Annotated in this window: 17 protein-coding genes and 1 tRNA gene; 13 read left to right on the plus strand and 5 right to left on the minus strand. The window is 49.3% G+C overall.

Going from position 1 to position 16,821, the window contains the following annotated elements; all coding sequences use genetic code 11:
- Positions 1–2: 2 nt before the first annotated feature.
- The gene (locus QOS46_RS02670) at positions 3–1,529 is read right to left on the minus strand and encodes a nicotinate phosphoribosyltransferase (protein WP_408611435.1); all 1,527 of its coding nucleotides are present in this window, start codon (positions 1,527–1,529) and stop codon (positions 3–5) included.
- A gap of 462 nt (positions 1,530–1,991) precedes the next feature.
- Between QOS46_RS02670 and QOS46_RS02675 the strand changes: the two genes are divergently transcribed.
- From QOS46_RS02675 to QOS46_RS02720, 10 genes are all read left to right on the plus strand, one after another.
- On the plus strand, positions 1,992–2,240 hold the full coding sequence (locus QOS46_RS02675; protein ID WP_283607097.1) for a helix-turn-helix domain-containing protein: 249 nt from the start codon (positions 1,992–1,994) through the stop codon (positions 2,238–2,240).
- Between the two features lie 278 nt (positions 2,241–2,518).
- Complete coding sequence (locus QOS46_RS02680; protein WP_283607099.1) at positions 2,519–3,271, plus strand: amino acid ABC transporter ATP-binding protein; 753 nt, start codon at positions 2,519–2,521, stop codon at positions 3,269–3,271.
- A 64-nt stretch (positions 3,272–3,335) separates the two neighbouring features.
- Positions 3,336–4,196: a transporter substrate-binding domain-containing protein gene (locus QOS46_RS02685; protein WP_283607100.1), complete on the plus strand. Its 861-nt coding sequence runs from the start codon at positions 3,336–3,338 to the stop codon at positions 4,194–4,196.
- A 36-nt stretch (positions 4,197–4,232) separates the two neighbouring features.
- A complete protein-coding gene (locus QOS46_RS02690; RefSeq protein ID WP_283607102.1) occupies positions 4,233–4,937 on the plus strand; it encodes an amino acid ABC transporter permease in 705 nt (234 codons plus the stop codon).
- Positions 4,937–5,623 (plus strand): amino acid ABC transporter permease, encoded by a 687-nt coding sequence (locus QOS46_RS02695; protein ID WP_283607104.1) that lies wholly within the window; start codon positions 4,937–4,939, stop codon positions 5,621–5,623. The genes QOS46_RS02690 and QOS46_RS02695 overlap by 1 nt, the downstream gene beginning before the upstream one ends.
- 7 nt (positions 5,624–5,630) lie before the next feature.
- The gene (locus tag QOS46_RS02700) at positions 5,631–6,662 is read left to right on the plus strand and encodes a uroporphyrinogen decarboxylase family protein (protein WP_283607106.1); all 1,032 of its coding nucleotides are present in this window, start codon (positions 5,631–5,633) and stop codon (positions 6,660–6,662) included.
- A gap of 279 nt (positions 6,663–6,941) precedes the next feature.
- On the plus strand, positions 6,942–7,244 hold the full coding sequence (locus QOS46_RS02705) for an MGMT family protein (RefSeq protein WP_283607108.1): 303 nt from the start codon (positions 6,942–6,944) through the stop codon (positions 7,242–7,244).
- A 28-nt stretch (positions 7,245–7,272) separates the two neighbouring features.
- The gene (locus tag QOS46_RS02710; protein WP_283607110.1) at positions 7,273–7,734 is read left to right on the plus strand and encodes a pyridoxamine 5'-phosphate oxidase family protein; all 462 of its coding nucleotides are present in this window, start codon (positions 7,273–7,275) and stop codon (positions 7,732–7,734) included.
- 170 nt (positions 7,735–7,904) lie between these two features.
- Positions 7,905–8,741, plus strand: coding sequence for a DegV family protein (locus QOS46_RS02715; RefSeq protein WP_283607112.1), 837 nt, complete (start codon positions 7,905–7,907; stop codon positions 8,739–8,741).
- Positions 8,707–8,997 carry a hypothetical protein gene (locus tag QOS46_RS02720; protein ID WP_283607114.1) on the plus strand — a complete coding sequence of 97 codons (291 nt, stop codon included), beginning with the start codon at positions 8,707–8,709 and terminating at the stop codon, positions 8,995–8,997. The genes QOS46_RS02715 and QOS46_RS02720 overlap by 35 nt, the downstream gene beginning before the upstream one ends.
- A gap of 248 nt (positions 8,998–9,245) precedes the next feature.
- On the opposite strand, the gene pdxT is transcribed toward QOS46_RS02720, so the two are convergent.
- Together pdxT and pdxS are read right to left on the minus strand one after the other, a co-directional pair.
- Complete coding sequence (pdxT, locus tag QOS46_RS02725; protein WP_283607116.1) at positions 9,246–9,833, minus strand: pyridoxal 5'-phosphate synthase glutaminase subunit PdxT; 588 nt, start codon at positions 9,831–9,833, stop codon at positions 9,246–9,248.
- The gene (pdxS, locus tag QOS46_RS02730; RefSeq protein WP_283607117.1) at positions 9,830–10,702 is read right to left on the minus strand and encodes a pyridoxal 5'-phosphate synthase lyase subunit PdxS; all 873 of its coding nucleotides are present in this window, start codon (positions 10,700–10,702) and stop codon (positions 9,830–9,832) included. Before pdxS ends, pdxT begins: the two co-directional genes overlap by 4 nt.
- Positions 10,703–10,883: 181 nt before the next feature.
- Between pdxS and pdxR the strand changes: the two genes are divergently transcribed.
- Positions 10,884–12,311, plus strand: a complete 1,428-nt coding sequence (gene pdxR / locus QOS46_RS02735; RefSeq protein ID WP_283607120.1) for a MocR-like pyridoxine biosynthesis transcription factor PdxR — start codon at positions 10,884–10,886, stop codon at positions 12,309–12,311.
- Between the two features lie 311 nt (positions 12,312–12,622).
- On the plus strand, positions 12,623–14,254 hold the full coding sequence (locus QOS46_RS02740; RefSeq protein ID WP_333782983.1) for a SulP family inorganic anion transporter: 1,632 nt from the start codon (positions 12,623–12,625) through the stop codon (positions 14,252–14,254).
- Positions 14,255–14,511: 257 nt separating this feature from the next.
- Here the strand turns inward: QOS46_RS02740 and QOS46_RS02745 are convergent.
- Both QOS46_RS02745 and nth read right to left on the minus strand, forming a co-directional pair.
- Positions 14,512–14,587 (minus strand) — tRNA-Ala (locus QOS46_RS02745).
- A gap of 177 nt (positions 14,588–14,764) precedes the next feature.
- Entirely contained in the window at positions 14,765–15,415 is a 651-nt protein-coding gene (gene nth, locus QOS46_RS02750; protein ID WP_283607122.1) for an endonuclease III, read from the minus strand.
- Between the two features lie 146 nt (positions 15,416–15,561).
- Here nth and QOS46_RS02755 point away from each other — a divergent pair, with 146 nt between their 5' ends.
- Positions 15,562–16,815 (plus strand): serine hydroxymethyltransferase, encoded by a 1,254-nt coding sequence (locus tag QOS46_RS02755; RefSeq protein ID WP_283607123.1) that lies wholly within the window; start codon positions 15,562–15,564, stop codon positions 16,813–16,815.
- Positions 16,816–16,821 lie beyond the last annotated feature (6 nt).

A 16,821-nucleotide genomic window follows, 5' to 3' on the forward strand; every position in this document is an offset into this window, starting at 1 on the left:
TTTCATTCAAAGCGTTCATCAAATGAATCGGTGGCTCGCATTGCACGGTCAGCAGACTTGTCAAAGATGTGGTTCGTGACCAGGCTGTCCTTAATTTGCCACAGCCGCTGTGACAAATCGACATAATAGCGGTGGGGGTTTTCAAAGCGAGTGACCTCTTCCCACAGCGTGTCTACCTGCGCGGTGCAGTATTCACGGATTTCGTGCAGGTCACGCGGCTGTATCATGCACTGCCCGTTCTTAAAAATCTGAGTCATCAGCGGAACCGCACGAAAATTTTCCACGCGCTTGCGCTTCCAAATATATTCGGGGTCAAAGATCACATAAGGCATTTCGTCGTCGATCAGCTCATCGTGCAGCGTGATAACATCGGCAATCGCCTTGCCGCTGTACCGGTCGAACAAACGCCACAGGCGCTTAAAGCCCGGAGTGGTAATTTTCGTAACATTCTCGCTGATTTTGATTTTGGGCACGATGCTGCCGTCGTCGCGTTCCGCGCCAACAAGCTTGTACACGCCGCCGAACACCGGCTCTGATGCCGAGGTAATCATGCGCTCGCCGACACCGAAGCTGTCCACCTGCGCACCCTGCATCAGCATGTCGCGAATGATGTATTCATCCAGAGAGTTGGAGGCGCAGATGCCGCAATCCTCAAAGCCGGCAGCGTCCAGCATCTCGCGAGCCTTGCGGGAAAGATAGGTGATGTCGCCGCTGTCAATGCGGATTCCCGCAGGGCGAAAGCCCTTTGGAACCAGCTCTTCATTAAAGATACGGATGGCATTCGGAATTCCCGACTGCAAAACATTATAAGTATCTACCAGCAAAACGCACTGGTTGGGGTATTCGCGGGCATAAGCACGAAACGCGTCCAGCTCAGTGTCGAACAACTGCACCCAGCTGTGCGCCATAGTACCCATTGCGGGAATGCCGAAATCGCGCTCGCAGATGGTGCAGGCCGTGCCGGCACAGCCGCCGATGTATGCGGCTCTGGCACCGTATACCGCGCCGTCAAAGCCCTGCGCGCGGCGAGAGCCGAATTCCATGACCGAGCGGCCGCTCGCAGCGCGCACGATCCGGTTTGCTTTCGTCGCGATCAAGGTCTGGTGATTGATGCATAAAAGCACCATGGTTTCGATAAATTGCGCCTGAATCACAGGGCCGCGTACAGTTACGATGGGCTCGCCGGGGAAGATGGGGGTTCCTTCCGGAACCGCCCACACATCGCACTCAAAATGGAAATCAGCCAGGTAATCGACGAAGTCCTGATTAAATTTTCCGGTGGAACGCAAATATTCCAGATCCTGCGGGGTAAAAGAAAGGTTTTGCAAATACTCCACCAGCTGCTGTACGCCAGCCATAATCGCAAAACCGCCGCCATCCGGAATTTTTCTGAAAAACATATCAAAATAAACGATTTTGTTCTGAAATCCGTTGGAGAAATAGCCGTTAGCCATGGTTATTTCATAAAAATCAGTGAGCATTGTCAGGTTCTTACCGAATGGAGTTTGTGCTGTCTCCTCCAAGTCCATACACCTCATTATAAAGCAAATATTGCAGCATAATCTCTTTGCGGTGTTTGTGCATATTATAAATCAGAAAGCAAAGAAGAATCACTGCGCGAGAATCGGGTTTTTGCCCGAAATCGGGGCAAGCCCCAAAAATACGCCGGGCACTTTGTTGAATAATATTATAACAAGAATCCCATTAAATAACAATGTTTTTTTGGTATTCGACAAAGCAGGAGCCATTCCACGGGAAACCAGCAAATTAAACGGATTGATTCTGAAATTTTTGTATGATTTTTGTTGCGCTTTTCGATATTATCTACTATAATGGAATGTATTCCGGATAGTGGTATTTTTATTTCTTATAATGATACTTTGCTTTCAAAAAAGCGACAGCAATTTTGTACCTTTTTTGTTGAAGAGGGGAAAACTTTTTATTTTTGTCTGGCCGGTGAAATACGGCCTGAGCAACGGGGAGATGAAAGAATGAGATTACGCAAGCAAGCCCTGGGTAATCGTAATTTGGTGGGTGCCCATGTGGAACTGGCCCGGAAGAACCTGGGCATGAAGCAAAAAGAGCTTTTGGCTCAGCTGCAGGTGAACGGAATTGATATGAATGCTTCGGGTCTTTCTAAATTAGAGGGACAGATCCGTTATGTAACGGATTATGAACTGGTGGCTTTATCGAATATTCTGAACGTTTCTGTAGACTGGCTGCTCGGTCGTGAAGACTGACTCCGGTGGCGTCGTTACAAAAGAACAGCATCCTTGAATATGGGATGCTGTTCTTTTTTTCTTTAAATAGGCTTGTTATTATTGCTGAAAAATTTTATTAAACATACATGTTTTATTTATAATGTGAATAAAAATAATTTTTTTCAGTAAAAAGTGTTGACTTATTGCCATGTGCAACGTATTCTTTACTAAACGAAAAACACCTTTTACATATAAGAATAATATGTTTTAACTTGATGCTAAAGTGAAGAGTTGGAGTTACGGAAGGAGGAGCAGCCATGATTGTCATAGAAAATATCCGTAAGTCCTTTGCTGCTAAGGAAATTTTAAAGGGCATCAACCTGACGGTGGAGCAGGGGGATGTAGCGGTGATTATTGGACCCAGCGGAACAGGAAAGACCACGCTGCTGCGCTGTATGAATGGCCTTGAGAAGGCCGATGAAGGAAATATTACCATTGATCACGTTCAATATGATTATAAAAAGTCCTCAAAGAAACAGCTCCTGGCGCTGCGCAGGAAAACAGCCATGGTGTTTCAGCACTATAACCTGTTTAAAAACAAAACAGCTCTTGAAAACATCACAGAGGGTCTGATTACCGTTCAGAAAATTCCGAAAGCGGATGCGATTTTAACGGCAAAGCAGCAGCTGAAAAGCGTTGGTTTGGAAGGAAAGGAAGATTCTTACCCCCACCAGCTGTCCGGCGGTCAGCAGCAGCGAGTTGGCATTGCAAGAGCCTTAGCCATCAATCCCTCTGTGATTCTGTTTGATGAGCCCACGTCGTCGCTGGACCCCGAACTGGTGGGCGAGGTTCTTTCGGTTATGAAGCAGGTAGCAAGCCGGGGAATCACAATGGTAGTGGTAACTCATGAAATGAGCTTTGCACAGACGATTGCCAATAAAGTCATTTTTATGGACGGCGGAAGCATCGTGGAGCAGGGGTCGCCCAGAGAGGTTTTTCTTTCTCCCAGGGAAGCGGCAACAAAACGGTTTTTAGATTGCATCTATCAGCCTTTTGTTTATCAAATATAATCACCTGTTCTTTAAAAGAACGAGATAAACAGGTGATACTCACACTAATCAGGAGGAGAATTTTATGAAAACAAAATTGTTAAGTTCCGTATTGGCGGCGGCGCTGTTTGCAGGGGCTCTGTCGGGCTGCGCATCCAATCAGAGTACAGGCGCTAATGCGTCTGCTGCCCAAAGCATCGGGGAATCTTCCGCAGCTCAGGTAAAAACCGTAAATGTTGCACTGGAATCCGGTTCAAAGCCCTTAAGCTTTGAAAATGATAAGGGCGAAAAGGTTGGCTATGAGGTAGATGTACTCAAAGCAGTGGATGAGCTGATCACCGACTATGATTTCAATATTGAATTGGTAGAGAGTGACGCTACTCAGATTGGCCTGGAAACCGGCAAATATGCGCTGATCGGCGGCGGTCTGTATAAGACTCCTGAACGGGAGCAGAAATATTTGATCCCCAACGCGATCAACGGAGTCAGCCTGATTAACATTTACGTCAATGAAGACAACAATTCTATTAAGAGTCTCGATGACCTGGTGGGAAAAAAGCTCGTGCCTTCTACCCCCAACGGCGGTATCTTTAATCTGCTGACTGCCTATAACAAAGAGCATGCCGACAAGCCGATCACCATCACCACTGGCGAGGGTATTTCAGTTGCAGACCGTTTCAAGTCTGTTAGCGATAAGGAATATGACGCTCTGGTACTCCCCAACAACCTGGGCTTTGCGGAGATCAAGAAGGAGCTGGGTCTGAAGGTCAAGGCTATCAATCCCCCCGTAAAGATCAACGGCACTTATTTCGCCCTCTCCAAGGATCAGACCGATCTTTCCGCAAAGGTGGAACAGGCTCTGAAGACCTTGCGTGAAAACGGCACTCTGTCAAAGCTGTCTGAAACCTGGTATGGAGAAGATACGATCAAATACTTTACTGAATAACAAAATTACAACTGGAAAGGAGTGACATTTGCCGCCATGGAAATTTCTTTTTCTTATATCTTAAAGACCATGGATCGAATCAGCTCGGCAATCCCGTATACCTTGTTGGTTATTGTGATTTCGGGCAGTCTTGGGATTTCGCTGGCGGCGGGTGTCGCTGCGGTTCGTATTAAAAAGTGGAAAATCCTTTCACCTCTGGCTGATATTTATGTATCTTTTTTTCGCAGCACGCCCTGCCTGATCCACATTTTTCTGGTCTATTACGGTTTGCCTTTGATCCTGCGGGAATTCGGCATCGATGCGGACGGCTGGAGCAAGACTCTCTACGCTTCTCTGGCGCTGATCCTGTTTAACGGAGCTTATATGTCCGAATACCTGCGCCCAGCTTATTTGGCGGTGGAGCAGGGGCAGCACGATGCGGCAGACAGCATCGGAATGAACGGATTTACCAAGTTTCGGAGGATTATTTTGCCCCAGATGCTGCCGATCGTGTGGCCTAATCTGGAGAACGCATTTGTGGAATTGGTCAAGGATACCTCTGTTCTGTTCGTGATCGGCCTGACGGACATCATGGGAATGGCCAAGAAAATGATTTCCAATGATTACGGCGTGAGAAAGCTAGAGGTATATCTGGCTGCAGCGGCCATTTACTGGTGCATCACGTTTGCGGTCGGCAAGCTCTGTCAGTTGTTTGAAAAGAGAGTCATTATTACCAATCGAACGGAAAAGTGGGTGGGGTAATGCTGAGCGGAACAGTGATTCTGGAAGATATGCAGTTTATCCTCACCGTTGTTCCCTTTACGTTGGGGACCGCACTGATCGTTTTGAGCTTTGGAATTCTGTTGGGCTTTGCGGTAGCCATAGTTCGAATTCGTCAGGTTCCGGTAGCAAAGCAGCTGGCCCGGGTGTTTATGGATTATACCAGAGGAATTCCCTTGGTGATTCATTTGTATTTGGCATATTTTATTCTGCCAATGGCGGTAGAAGAGGTTTGCCGCATCCTTGGAATGGAGCAAGCGGCCAAGACTTCGCCCCTGGCAGTGCTGGTGGTGGCTTATTCCCTGTATATTTCGGTGGGGCAGTCGGAGAATATTCGCGGTGCGTTTTCCTCTATCGATCCCGGGCAGTGGGACGCCGCCTATGCCTGTGGTATGAACGGATTTCAGGCACTGTTCAAAATTGTAATCCCGCAGGGCGTCACAGTGGCGGTGCCGGTGTTTTTTAATACTTTCTTGGGAATTACCAAAGGCCTTTCTCTTGCTTTTACCATTGGTGTGGCGGATATTCTGTCTCAGGCAAAGCTGGCCTCGGCTCAAAACGCGCATTACCTGGAAGCGTATATCGCTGCAGCGCTGATTTATTGGGCGTTGTGCGGGTTGCTGGATGTGGTATTTGGCCGAGTTGAGCGAGTATTTAAGAAATGGTAGGTGTATTATGAATAAGTTTGAGCGAATCCAGGCAGCGCTGAAAGGACAGGAGGTGGATAAAATTCCGCTGAATGTGTGGATGCATTTTTCTGCTGTGGATCAGGACCCCAGAAGCCTGGCGGAAACTCAGGTCGCATTTGCGCAGAAGTATGACTTTGATTTTATCAAGCTGATGCCTTTTGGACTGTATGGCGTTCAGGATTACGGTGTAAAGGTAAAAATTTTTAACCGGGTCAACTTTCCTCCTATCGTGGATGACTATGGGATCCATCAGATTAGCGACTGGGATCGGATTGAGCCTTTGCCGGCTATTTATGGTTCTTATGGCAAGCAGCTTCAGGCAGCTCGGCATACAATTCATCTTGCAAAAAAACAGTTCCCGGTAATCCAAACGATTTTTAGTCCCCTGACTACGGCAAGAAAGCTGGCTGGGGACAGGATTTTGCTGGATATGAAAGAAGATTCCCGCAGATTCAAGCAGGCGTTGCAAGCGTTGACGGAAACAACCGTTAATTTTGTAAAGGCCAACATAGAAGCGGGCGTGGATGGCTTTTTCTTCGCCACGCAATGTGCTAATTATGATTTTCTGACCGAGGAACAATACCGGGAGTTTGGAGAATTTTACGACCGGCAGGTAATTGCCGCGTATCAGGATGAAACCTTTTTCAATGTGGCACACTTGCACGGGGATCACGGAATGTTCCGGCTGATTGCGGATTATCCGGTGAACTGCATCAACTGGCACGACCGGTGGAGCAGTCCTACTCTTGCAGAAGCCCGGAAAATCACGGATAAATGTTTGCTGGGCGGCATTCAAGAGGCTCCATATTATAATGAAAAAGGAGAAAAAATTCGGGAAAGTATTCTGGTATCCGGTTCTGTGGCGGAGGTAGAACGGCATGTGCAGGAAGCCATTGAATTTGCTGGAGACAAGGGTCTGATTATCGGACCGGGCTGTGTAGCGGACCAGAATCTGCCGGAAAAAAATCTGTATGCTCTTTGCAGGGCTGTTTACCGCGTCACTTCGTTGGCGGGGTAATTGAAAAACCGTTCCGCGTTTGTTATACGGAACGTTTTTCAGTTCGGAATCTTCTCAAATACTTTGTAATACTACTTAATAATGAGGTTGGTCACTTCCTTTCCGAAGGCGGAGGAGCGACCGACCTTTTCTCACAAGATGCTATTAGAATTCTTGGACCGATCGTTAGAATGCAACATGATTTCTGACAGAGAAGTAAGCAGTTAGAAATATAATTCTTGTATTCTGTAAATGCTTCCGATATAATCAAAAGTAATATTATACAGAAAGAAAAATGCCATGGTGCAAGGGAATTTCACGGATCAGGTATATCAGGTTGTTGCAAGAATTCCGCGTGGAAAGGTAGCCACCTACGGGCAAATCGCCTTCTTTATTGGAACGCCGCGCAGCGCAAGGCTGGTTGGGTATGCTTTGAGTCATACCCCGTTCTTTTTGTCGCTGCCCTGCCACCGGGTGGTAAACCGTTTGGGCCGTACAGCGCCGGGGTGGCCGGAACAGCGCCTTTTGCTGGAGAGCGAAGGCGTTCCTTTTCGTGAAAACGGTACGGTGGATCTTGCAAAGTGCCTTTGGCATACCGAATAAAAAGATTAAAAGGACAGGATGTGGAAAGATGTTTCAGGAGATGAGAAGGAAGGACCGTATCCTTTCGCCCGAAAGCACAGAACTGCTGCTCCAAAAGGGCGAATATGGCGTGTTGTCCACTATGGGAGAGGAATATCCGTACGGTGTCCCGGTCAGCTACGTGTATGAGAGCGGCGCGGTCTATATTCACTGTGCGATAGTCGGCAGTAAACTGGAGAATATCGTCAGAAATTCGAAGGTTTCTTTCTGTGTTGTCGGTCAAACACAGGTTTTGCCGGGGGACTTTACCACAAATTATGAAAGTGTGGTTTTGTTTGGGAATGCCCAGGAGGTTTTTGCAGAGGAAAAGCAGCGAGCTCTGGAGCTGCTGGTTCACAAATATTCTCCCGATTTCCTGCAAAAAGGGCTCGATTACATTAAAAATGCGGACAGTAGGGTAAAAGTGGTCAAAATTACAACGAATCATTTAACGGGGAAAAGTAGAAAATAATTTATTCGGTTGGCTATCGCCAAAATGATTGAAACACATACTTAGTGTTCGTTATTCTATCATTTAATTTTGAAGATTACATCTTGCGGTTTCTGGATAAAAGTGGTAAACTGATTTACATTGAATAGATCATGCCCAATGCCGCAGGCAATGAAAGGGAGGAAAGCCCAGTGGAGTATCAAATCATCGTAGACAGCTGTGTGGATTTTAATGAAGAAGTGTTTGGCGATCCCAATGAGATCAAACGGATTCCGTTTCAGCTGTTAATCGACGACGAGGCCTTGACGGATGAAGGCCTGGATTCCGATGAGCTGATTCGGAAAATGAAAGCCAGCAAGCATAAAATCACTACGGCGTGTCCATCTCTGCATAATTATCTGGAGGCATATAAGTCCTGTGCAGTAAATTATGTGGTTACGATTTCTTCCCGGTTGAGCGGCTCCTTTCAAAGTGCCATGGCGGCAAAGCAAATGCTGGAGGAATCCGGCAGTACCAGTAAGGTGTATGTGATCGACAGCAAATCCGCCGCGGCGGGGCAGACGCTTGTTGTGTTGCAGCTCAAAAGGATGCTGGAGCAGCAGATGGAAAACAGTATGATTCTGCTAAAACTCAGCCAGTATGTTGCCAATTTACAGACGCTGTTTGTGCCGGTTTCCGTGAATAATCTTGAAAAGAACGGCAGAATCAGCGGGATTCAGGTGATTATCAGCAAGGTGCTTCATATCATTCCGATTCTCGGCTCAAACGGAGACGGTGTTCTGGAGCTCAAAGAGAAAGCCCGCGGAGAAACGCAGGCAATGGAGAAGCTTCTGAATATCATCAAACGCGATGCCGTAAATATGACAGAATCGGTTCTTGCGATCACGCATGTGAATGCCCGGGCGAAAGCGGAAGAACTGTGTGAGAAAATCAAAGGCATATTCTCCTTCCGAGAGATTGTCATATTTCAGGCCAGTGGTTTGAGTACGGTATATGCCGACGACGGCGGTATTGTGGTTTCTTTCTGATTTTATTTCGCTTTATCCTATAAAAATAAGGCTCCACCCTGAAAAAAAGGGCGGAGCCTTTCTGCGTGATGCAGATTATTTTGGTAAAATGCTTTTATTCAATCGATTACTTCGGCTGCGTGTTATGGCCTGCCTGGTCGGTTTCTTTCCATTTTGCAAATCTCAGGATCAACCGGCAAATCAGCTGAATCATCCACATGAGAAACAAAAAAACAAGAAGCGTAACCGGGAGAGTAGTCCCAAAAACCGGGACTGAAACCGATTGTGACAAAGAAAAGGAAAGGAAGAATCCCACCAGATTCACCATAACGTAAATGATTCGCCAAGGCAGAGTCAGACTGATGCGGCGATGGCAGAAATCGCAGGGGACGCTGCGAAAAAATGTGTTGGGCATCCGAAAGCTGTACCCCACATAATAACGGTGGCGGCAAGGCTCATTTTCATGATTCAATCGGTATCACTCATTCTTTCTAAAATGGAACTGCCAGACGCGTGCAGGCCGTATTATGCGGATGGAAGAAGTGCCTGCTTTTTCACCTTACGGAGAAAATACTCGAGAACTCGAGTGTCATCCGTCAGCTCAGGATGGAAGGTTGTTACCAGAATTGTATCATTTTCTGCTGCAACCATTTTTCCTTTATAGAAAGAAAGAGGGGTTACGCCGCTGCCAACGGATTCGATCAGAGGCGCACGGATAAAGGTCATCGGGATTTTTCCGATTCCGCGAAATTCCTCTGTCGTCTGAAAGCTGCCGAGCTGTCGCCCATAGGCATTTCTTGTCACAGTCAGATCAATGCCCTTTAAATACAAGTTCGGTTCGTTTACAATTGTGCTGGCCAGAAGAATTAGACCGGCGCACGTTCCCCACACGGGCATTCCCTGTTGAATCCGCTTTTGGATCGGTTCAAACAGCTCTGTTTCGTGCAGCAGCTTGCCCATTACGGTGCTTTCCCCGCCCGGAAGAATCAGCGCGTCCAGCGAATCATCAAAATCTGCTTTCTTCCGGATTTCCGCACAGGGAATTCCCAGCTTATTCAGTGCGGCAATATGTTCCGCAAAACCTCCCTGTAACGCCAAAACTCCGATTTTCATATGCCGCGCTCCGCCATGAGCAGTTCGATTTCCTGCTCGTTGATTCCAACCATCGCTTCTCCCAAATCCTCCGAAAGTGCTGCCAGAAGAGCAGGGTCGTTGTAGTTCGTAACCGCCTGCACAATCGCCCGAGCTCTTTTGGCCGGGTTGCCCGATTTGAAAATACCGGAGCCCACAAATACGCCCTCGGCGCCGAGCTGCATCATTAGGGCTGCGTCTGCGGGCGTCGCGACGCCGCCGGCCGCAAAGTTGACTACCGGAAGCCGACCGGTTTCAAAGACGCCGCGTACCAGCTCATAGGGTACCTGCAACTCCTTTGCGGTGTGGAACAGTTCATCCTCCCGTGTGTTCTGAATCTCGCGGATTTGCCGGTTGATCAGCCGCATGTGGCGCACTGCCTGCACAACGTCTCCGGTGCCGGGTTCACCCTTTGTGCGAATCATCGAAGCGCCTTCGGCAATTCTGCGCAGGGCCTCTCCCAGATTCTTGGCGCCGCATACGAATGGCACATCGAATTTGGTTTTGTCAATATGGTAGAGGTCATCTGCAGGGGACAGCACTTCGCTTTCATCAATGTAGTCGATTTCAATGGCCTGCAGAATCTGCGCTTCCGCAAAATGCCCGATTCTCACCTTGGCCATAACCGGAATGCTGACGGCCTGCTGGATGCCCTTAACCATCTTAGGGTCGCTCATTCTGGAAACGCCTCCAGCTGCGCGAATATCCGCAGGGATTCGTTCCAGTGCCATAACGGCGCAGGCCCCGGCCTCTTCGGCGATTTTTGCCTGCTCCGGAGTAGTTACGTCCATGATGACGCCGCCCTTGAGCATTTGGGCCAGGTTTTTGTTCAGGTCATATCTGTTGTTCATTTGATCAGCCTCCCAGTTGATTACAGTAATGTCAGAATGCAATTTTAATCAAACAACTAGGTTTGAAGGGCATTGACTATACTTGCATGTTTTTTAGGTTTGCTTTATTATAGAAGGAAATTGATCATATAAAAAGTGCCAGATATGGAAAATTTGATGGTACCAGATGGGGGCGAGCGGTTTGAATGAAATTTCTCTGCGGCTGGAAAAAAGGGAGGATGCCCCGCTTTTTCAGCAGCTATATGATTTTTTTAAGAATGAAATCATCAGCGGCAATTATAGCAAAAATGAAAAAATGCCGTCAAAACGGCAGCTTTCCGCCTATTTGCACTGCAGTCAGAACACGATTCAGGCGGCTTATCATCAGCTGGTGGCAGAGGGATACCTGGTTTCGCGGGAGAAAAGCGGGTATTATGTTGCAGATTTTGGGGGGATCCTGCGCATGAATCAGGAGCCGAAAAAAGAGATTGCCCCGCCACAGGAGAGTGTCAGCTTCCGGTACGATTTTTCTCATCAGGGGGTTGACCACGACAGCTTTCCCTTTTCCATTTGGCGCAGGCTGACCAAAGAAGTGATCGACGAATATGACCGCGATCTCTTAAAAGCGGGCGATCCTAAGGGCGACCCCGGCCTGCGAGAAAGCATCGCCCACTATCTGCATTATTCACGCGGCGTGAATTGTTGTCCGGATCAAATCGTCATCAGCTCAGGGACGGAGTTCCTGCTTCAGCTCTTGGTGCAGTTGTTCGACGCGGACTTTGTTTATGCCATCGAAAATCCGGGCTATGAAAAGCTGAATATGATCTTTAAAAGCAGTCGTGCGCTCTGCCGCCCGATTCCGCTCGATGAAAGCGGCATGCGGCCGGATGCGCTGCGCGAAAGCCTGGCGAACGTGGCCTGTGTTACACCGTCGCATCAATTTCCCACTGGCACGATTATGCCGGTCAGCCGACGGATTCAACTACTGAACTGGGCCAACGAAAAGCCGAGGCGTTACCTGATCGAGGATGATTACGACAGCGAATTCCGCTATTCCGGCAAGCCGATTCCTTCTTTGCAGGGGATGGACGAAACAAGCCGGGTGATCTATATGGGAGCCTTCTCCAAATCGCTGTCGCCGGCACTGCGAGTCAGTTACATGGTGCTGCCGCGTCACCTGCTGGACGCATACCAGAAAACCCTCAGCTTTTATATTTGCCCGGTGCCGAAGATCGACCAGAAAACCCTGTGCCGTTTTATTGACGAGGGGCATTTTGAACGCCACCTGAACCGAATGCGCAACCTGTATAAGCAGAAGAGAGAAACAATTGTTTCCGCGGTGCACCGGCTGCTGCCGGAGGCTGAAATCCGCGGGGATTCCGCCGGGCTGCATTTTCTTCTGCGCGTCAACAACGGCTGGGACGAGCAAGCGTTGATTCAGGCAGCTTTGCGGCAGGGAGTAAAAGTGTACGGGGTATCTCAGTACTATTTTGTCCCGCCGCAAGACGCGTGTGAAAGCATGCTCCTGCTTGGATTTGCCTGCCTGAAAATCGAAGAAATCCCGGCTGCGGTGGCCTTGCTGAAAGAAGCGTGGCAGAGCGCGGGGAACAGAGAAAATCCGCCTCAGTAAACGCAATTTGGGAGCAAAACCCCTTTTGCGATTTGGATTCATCTGCTTCGTAAACCCACTGTAAGTGTGGGGATCGATCCAATCAAGCCTTCACTTTTCGCTTCTGATGTTGTAAGATAAAGAACGGCGGAGGTCAAACGATATGTGTTTTCTTGTGGACATTTCTCTCAGTTGACTATTTGACTGTACATAATCGTATGTTTAGCGGCCATCAAGACGATCGTAACATGTAAGTGTCAGTATCTCCGTATTAAAGAGGTATAAAGAAGGAGTCCCTCGTGAAGAAACTAGAACCAAAGCTATTTTCAGTAATGAAGCAGTACACAAAAGAGCAATTTTTTAAAGATGTGATCGCAGGGATTATTGTGGCAATCATTGCGTTGCCTCTGTCCATTGCGTTGGCGATTGCATCAGGGGTTGGCCCAGAGCGCGGCATCTATACAGCCATAGTGGCTGGTTTCGTCGTCTCATTTTTAGGAGGAAGTCGGGTTCAGATTGCAGGACCCACCGCCGCCTTCGCAACCATCGTAGCGGGCATTGTTGCCCGTAATGGCATGGAAGGGCTGGCAATCGCCACGTTGATGGCAGGAATCATCTTAGTGATTATGGGGCTTTTGCAGTTTGGAAGTCTCCTTCGCTACATACCTCGCACCATTACCACCGGTTTCACTGCCGGCATCGCCGTTACCATTGCCATTGGTCAGTTCAAGGACTTTTTGGGGTTGACCTTCCACTCCACACCGGTGCAGACCACGGAGAAGCTCCGTGCGTGTGTGGAGAGCGCTGGGTCGCTCAATTGGCGGGCGGCGCTGGTGGGCTTCATCTGTCTGGCAATTTTAATCCTTTGGCCCAAGGTTTCGAATAAAATTCCTGGTTCTCTCATCGCCGTTCTGGCGAGCGGTGTGATGATACAGGTCTTTGACATGGAGGTCAACACCATTGGCTCTCTCTATGATATTTCCAGCCAGCTGCCCACATTCTCTTTGCCCGCACTCTCTCTGTCCTCCATCGGCTCTCTTTTGCCCGATGCCATTACCATCGCCATACTGGCAGGGGTGGAATCCCTTCTGTCCTGTGTGGTGTCCGATGGGATGATCGGCAGCCGTCACCGCTCCAACATGGAACTGGTGGCGCAGGGCGCGGGTAACGTTGCTTCGGCGCTGTTCGGCGGTATTCCTGCCACAGGTGCCATCGCCCGCACGGCTGCCAACGTAAAAAACGGCGGACGCACTCCTATTGCAGGCATGGTTCATTCGTTGGTTCTGCTTTTGGTTTTGGTGGTACTAATGCCTTACGCCGCCCTCATCCCCATGCCCGCCATTGCGGCCATTCTGTTCGTCGTGGCGTACAATATGAGCGAGTGGCGGGAGGTTGTTCACATGGTTAAAACCGCGCCTAAGAGCGACATCAGCGTCCTGCTTGTTACGTTCAGTTTGACGGTGATCTTTAATCTGGTTATCGCCATTGAGGTTGGCGTGGTTATGGCCGCACTGCTGTTCATGAAGCGCATGGCGGATGAGACCCGCATTGAAGGCTGGAAATACGCCGACGAGGAACACGAAGAAACCGAAAACGACGAGGATGCCATTGCTTTGAAGGCAGTTCCAAAGCATACGACGGTTTATGAGATCAACGGGCCTTTGTTCTTTGCCGCCGCTGAACAATTTATGACCATCTCTACCGAACCGAAGCTCAGCACCATTATTTTGCGCATGCGCAGCGTTCCCGCTATGGATATTACGGCATTGGAATCGCTGCAAAAAGTGCGAGACCGATGTGTAAAGAACAACATCACTCTCATTTTATCCCATGTTCAACCACAGCCAATGGAGATGATGCAAAAAGCCGGTTTCCACGACGCCATTGGATCGGATAATTTTTGCCCCAATATCGACATCGCGCTGGAGCGGGCGGCATCGGTGCTGGCTGGTAACCGCCGATAAAAATTGTTTGCTGCTTCTGAGCTCCTTGGTAGCATTTTTGGGGGAAGGACTCCCACAATTGAGTGCGCTTACCCCACAGTGGGAATCGCCCTTTTTTTAGCACAAGCAAAAGCCCTCAACAGAGCAAAACAGCAGCTCTCCAGTAATTTGGAGAGCTGCTCGAGGGCAATAGTCAATTTATAAAATCTCTTCCTGTGAAAGAGTTGTGGAAATACAGAAACAGACCGGAATCATAATGACTCCGGTCTGTTTTTGTTTGGTGGAGAATAGGGGGATCGAACCCCTGACCTCGTGATTGCGAACCACGCGCTCTCCCAGCTGAGCTAATTCCCCGAACAAATGAATTGAAACGTTGTTGTTCATCGAATATATTAAATGAACACGACGCTTTCCCAGTAGAACTACGAACCCCATGCGTTGTAATATCACGGCGAAAACTGCCGAAGAATTTCAACGCTGTTTATTATATCATGGGGTTTCCATTTTTTCAAGAAGTTTTTTCAAAAAATGTCAATTGTTTTTCGCCTTCTGCTCCGCGATCCCCGTTTTACAAAAGTGATTCATATTGCAAACCTCACAGTGAGCGGTTCTCGCCTGACACACAGCTCTGCCATGCAGCACCAGCCGGTGGCAGAAGTCGTTCGATTCCTCCGGCGGCAGCACCGCGCGCAAATCCTTCTCCACCTGCAGGGGAACCTTGCTTTTCGTCAGGCCCAGGCGCCCGGCAATCCGAATGCAGTGCGTGTCGGTTACAACGGCGGGCTTGTGATATACATCCCCAACGACCAGGTTTGCGGTTTTTCGCCCCACGCCCGGCAGTTTGGTCAGCTCTTCAACGGTATCGGGAATCACACCGCCGTATTCTTCCGCTAGCTTTTGGCACAGAGCCAGAATATCGCGCGCCTTGGTTTTATAAAGCCCGCAGGAATGAATCAGCTCCTCAATTTCCTCTACCTTGGCCTTCGTAAAAGCTTCCAATGTGGGGAAGCGGGCAAAAAGGGCCGGGGTTACCTGATTGACACGCGCGTCGGTACATTGAGCTGAAAGGCGGGTTGCAATCAAAAGCTGGAGGGGTTCACTGTATTCCAGCGAACAGATGGCTTCCGGATATTCTTTTTTCAGCGCTTCCACGGCCAGATTGGCCAGCTGCTTTTTTGTCATTTTCAACTCATCCTTTTGTGGCAGTTTTCTTCATTCTAATACAAAACCCGACAAAAGGAAAGGTCATTTTATGGAAATGACCGGATTGCCTTTTGCCGAAATCGCGTGTATAATAATCTTTAAGAAAACACGAGAGAGGGTTGCCAATGTTCAGTGAAATGATGGATACCATAGGGTTTGTTTCCCGCTTCGACAGCGAGGTTGGAGCTGCTATGGAGCAGGAGCTGGGACGCCAACAAAGAAATCTGGAACTGATTGCTTCTGAAAACATGGTTTCTCCGGCGGTTCTGGCCGCAATGGGGAGCATCCTGACCAATAAGTACGCCGAGGGTTACCCGGGCAAGCGGTACTACGGTGGATGCCAGTATGTGGACGTAGTAGAAGACATCGCGCGGGATCGTGCGTGCCGTCTGTTTGGCGCGGAGCATGCAAATGTGCAGCCCCATTCTGGCGCACAGGCGAACCTGGCAGTGTATTTTGCTCTGCTTCAGCCCGGCGATACCGTTATGGGCATGAATCTGGCCGAGGGCGGGCATTTGACTCACGGCTCTCCCGTGAATATGTCCGGCAGCTATTATCATTTTGTTGCTTACGGTGTGGACGCTCAGACCCATCGTATCGATTACGACAAGCTGTACGAGCAGGCCATGCAGATCAAGCCGAAAATGATCGTGGCGGGTGCTTCGGCGTATCCCCGCGCGCTCGATTTCAAGCGCTTTCGTGAGATTTGCGACGCATGTGGCGCTTACCTGATGGTTGATATGGCGCATATTGCCGGTCTGGTTGCCGCCGGGCTGCATGCAAGCCCCATCGAGTGGGCCGACGTTGTCACCACCACCACACATAAAACGCTGCGCGGCCCGCGCGGCGGTATGATCCTGTGCAAGGAGAAATATGCCAAGGCAATCGACAAGGCAATTTTCCCGGGAACCCAGGGCGGCCCTCTGATGCACATTATCGCGGCGAAGGCCGTTTGCTTTGGGGAAGCGCTCCAGCCCGAATTCAAAGCCTACCAGCAGCAGATTATCGACAACGCGCAGGCTTTGGCGAACGGCCTGACGAAACGCGGGATTAAGCTGGTCTCCGGCGGAACAGATAACCACCTGATGCTGGTGGACCTGAGCGGCGAGGAGCTGACCGGCAAAGAGCTGGAGCATCGCCTCGACGAAGTGTATATTACCGCGAACAAAAATACGGTTCCGAATGAGCAGAGAAGCCCCTTTGTTACCAGCGGCCTGCGCCTTGGCACGCCCGCAGTTACCACTCGCGGCCTGAACACGCAGGATATGGACGAGGTGGCCGAGTGCATTGCGATGGCGGCACAGAGCTTTGAAGGCAATCAGGATGCGATCCGCGCGAAGGTGGGGAGCATTTGCAGCCGTTACCCGTTGTACCGCTGATTCATC

Source organism: Faecalispora anaeroviscerum, assembly GCF_947568225.1.
In the GTDB taxonomy this organism is placed as follows: Bacteria; Bacillota; Clostridia; order Oscillospirales; family Acutalibacteraceae; genus Faecalispora; species Faecalispora anaeroviscerum.

Coding starts and splice junctions, on each gene's coding strand:
- QOS46_RS02670 (WP_408611435.1), bottom strand. CDS start 1,529: ATGGACTTGGAGGAGACAGCACAAACTCCATTCGGTAAGAACCTGACA.
- QOS46_RS02675 (WP_283607097.1), top strand. CDS start 1,992: ATGAGATTACGCAAGCAAGCCCTGGGTAATCGTAATTTGGTGGGTGCC.
- QOS46_RS02680 (WP_283607099.1), top strand. CDS start 2,519: ATGATTGTCATAGAAAATATCCGTAAGTCCTTTGCTGCTAAGGAAATT.
- QOS46_RS02685 (WP_283607100.1), top strand. CDS start 3,336: ATGAAAACAAAATTGTTAAGTTCCGTATTGGCGGCGGCGCTGTTTGCA.
- QOS46_RS02690 (WP_283607102.1), top strand. CDS start 4,233: ATGGAAATTTCTTTTTCTTATATCTTAAAGACCATGGATCGAATCAGC.
- QOS46_RS02695 (WP_283607104.1), top strand. CDS start 4,937: ATGCTGAGCGGAACAGTGATTCTGGAAGATATGCAGTTTATCCTCACC.
- QOS46_RS02700 (WP_283607106.1), top strand. CDS start 5,631: ATGAATAAGTTTGAGCGAATCCAGGCAGCGCTGAAAGGACAGGAGGTG.
- QOS46_RS02705 (WP_283607108.1), top strand. CDS start 6,942: ATGGTGCAAGGGAATTTCACGGATCAGGTATATCAGGTTGTTGCAAGA.
- QOS46_RS02710 (WP_283607110.1), top strand. CDS start 7,273: ATGTTTCAGGAGATGAGAAGGAAGGACCGTATCCTTTCGCCCGAAAGC.
- QOS46_RS02720 (WP_283607114.1), top strand. CDS start 8,707: ATGCCGACGACGGCGGTATTGTGGTTTCTTTCTGATTTTATTTCGCTT.
- pdxT (WP_283607116.1), bottom strand. CDS start 9,833: ATGAAAATCGGAGTTTTGGCGTTACAGGGAGGTTTTGCGGAACATATT.
- pdxS (WP_283607117.1), bottom strand. CDS start 10,702: ATGAACAACAGATATGACCTGAACAAAAACCTGGCCCAAATGCTCAAG.
- QOS46_RS02740 (WP_333782983.1), top strand. CDS start 12,623: ATGAAGCAGTACACAAAAGAGCAATTTTTTAAAGATGTGATCGCAGGG.
- nth (WP_283607122.1), bottom strand. CDS start 15,415: ATGACAAAAAAGCAGCTGGCCAATCTGGCCGTGGAAGCGCTGAAAAAA.
- QOS46_RS02755 (WP_283607123.1), top strand. CDS start 15,562: ATGTTCAGTGAAATGATGGATACCATAGGGTTTGTTTCCCGCTTCGAC.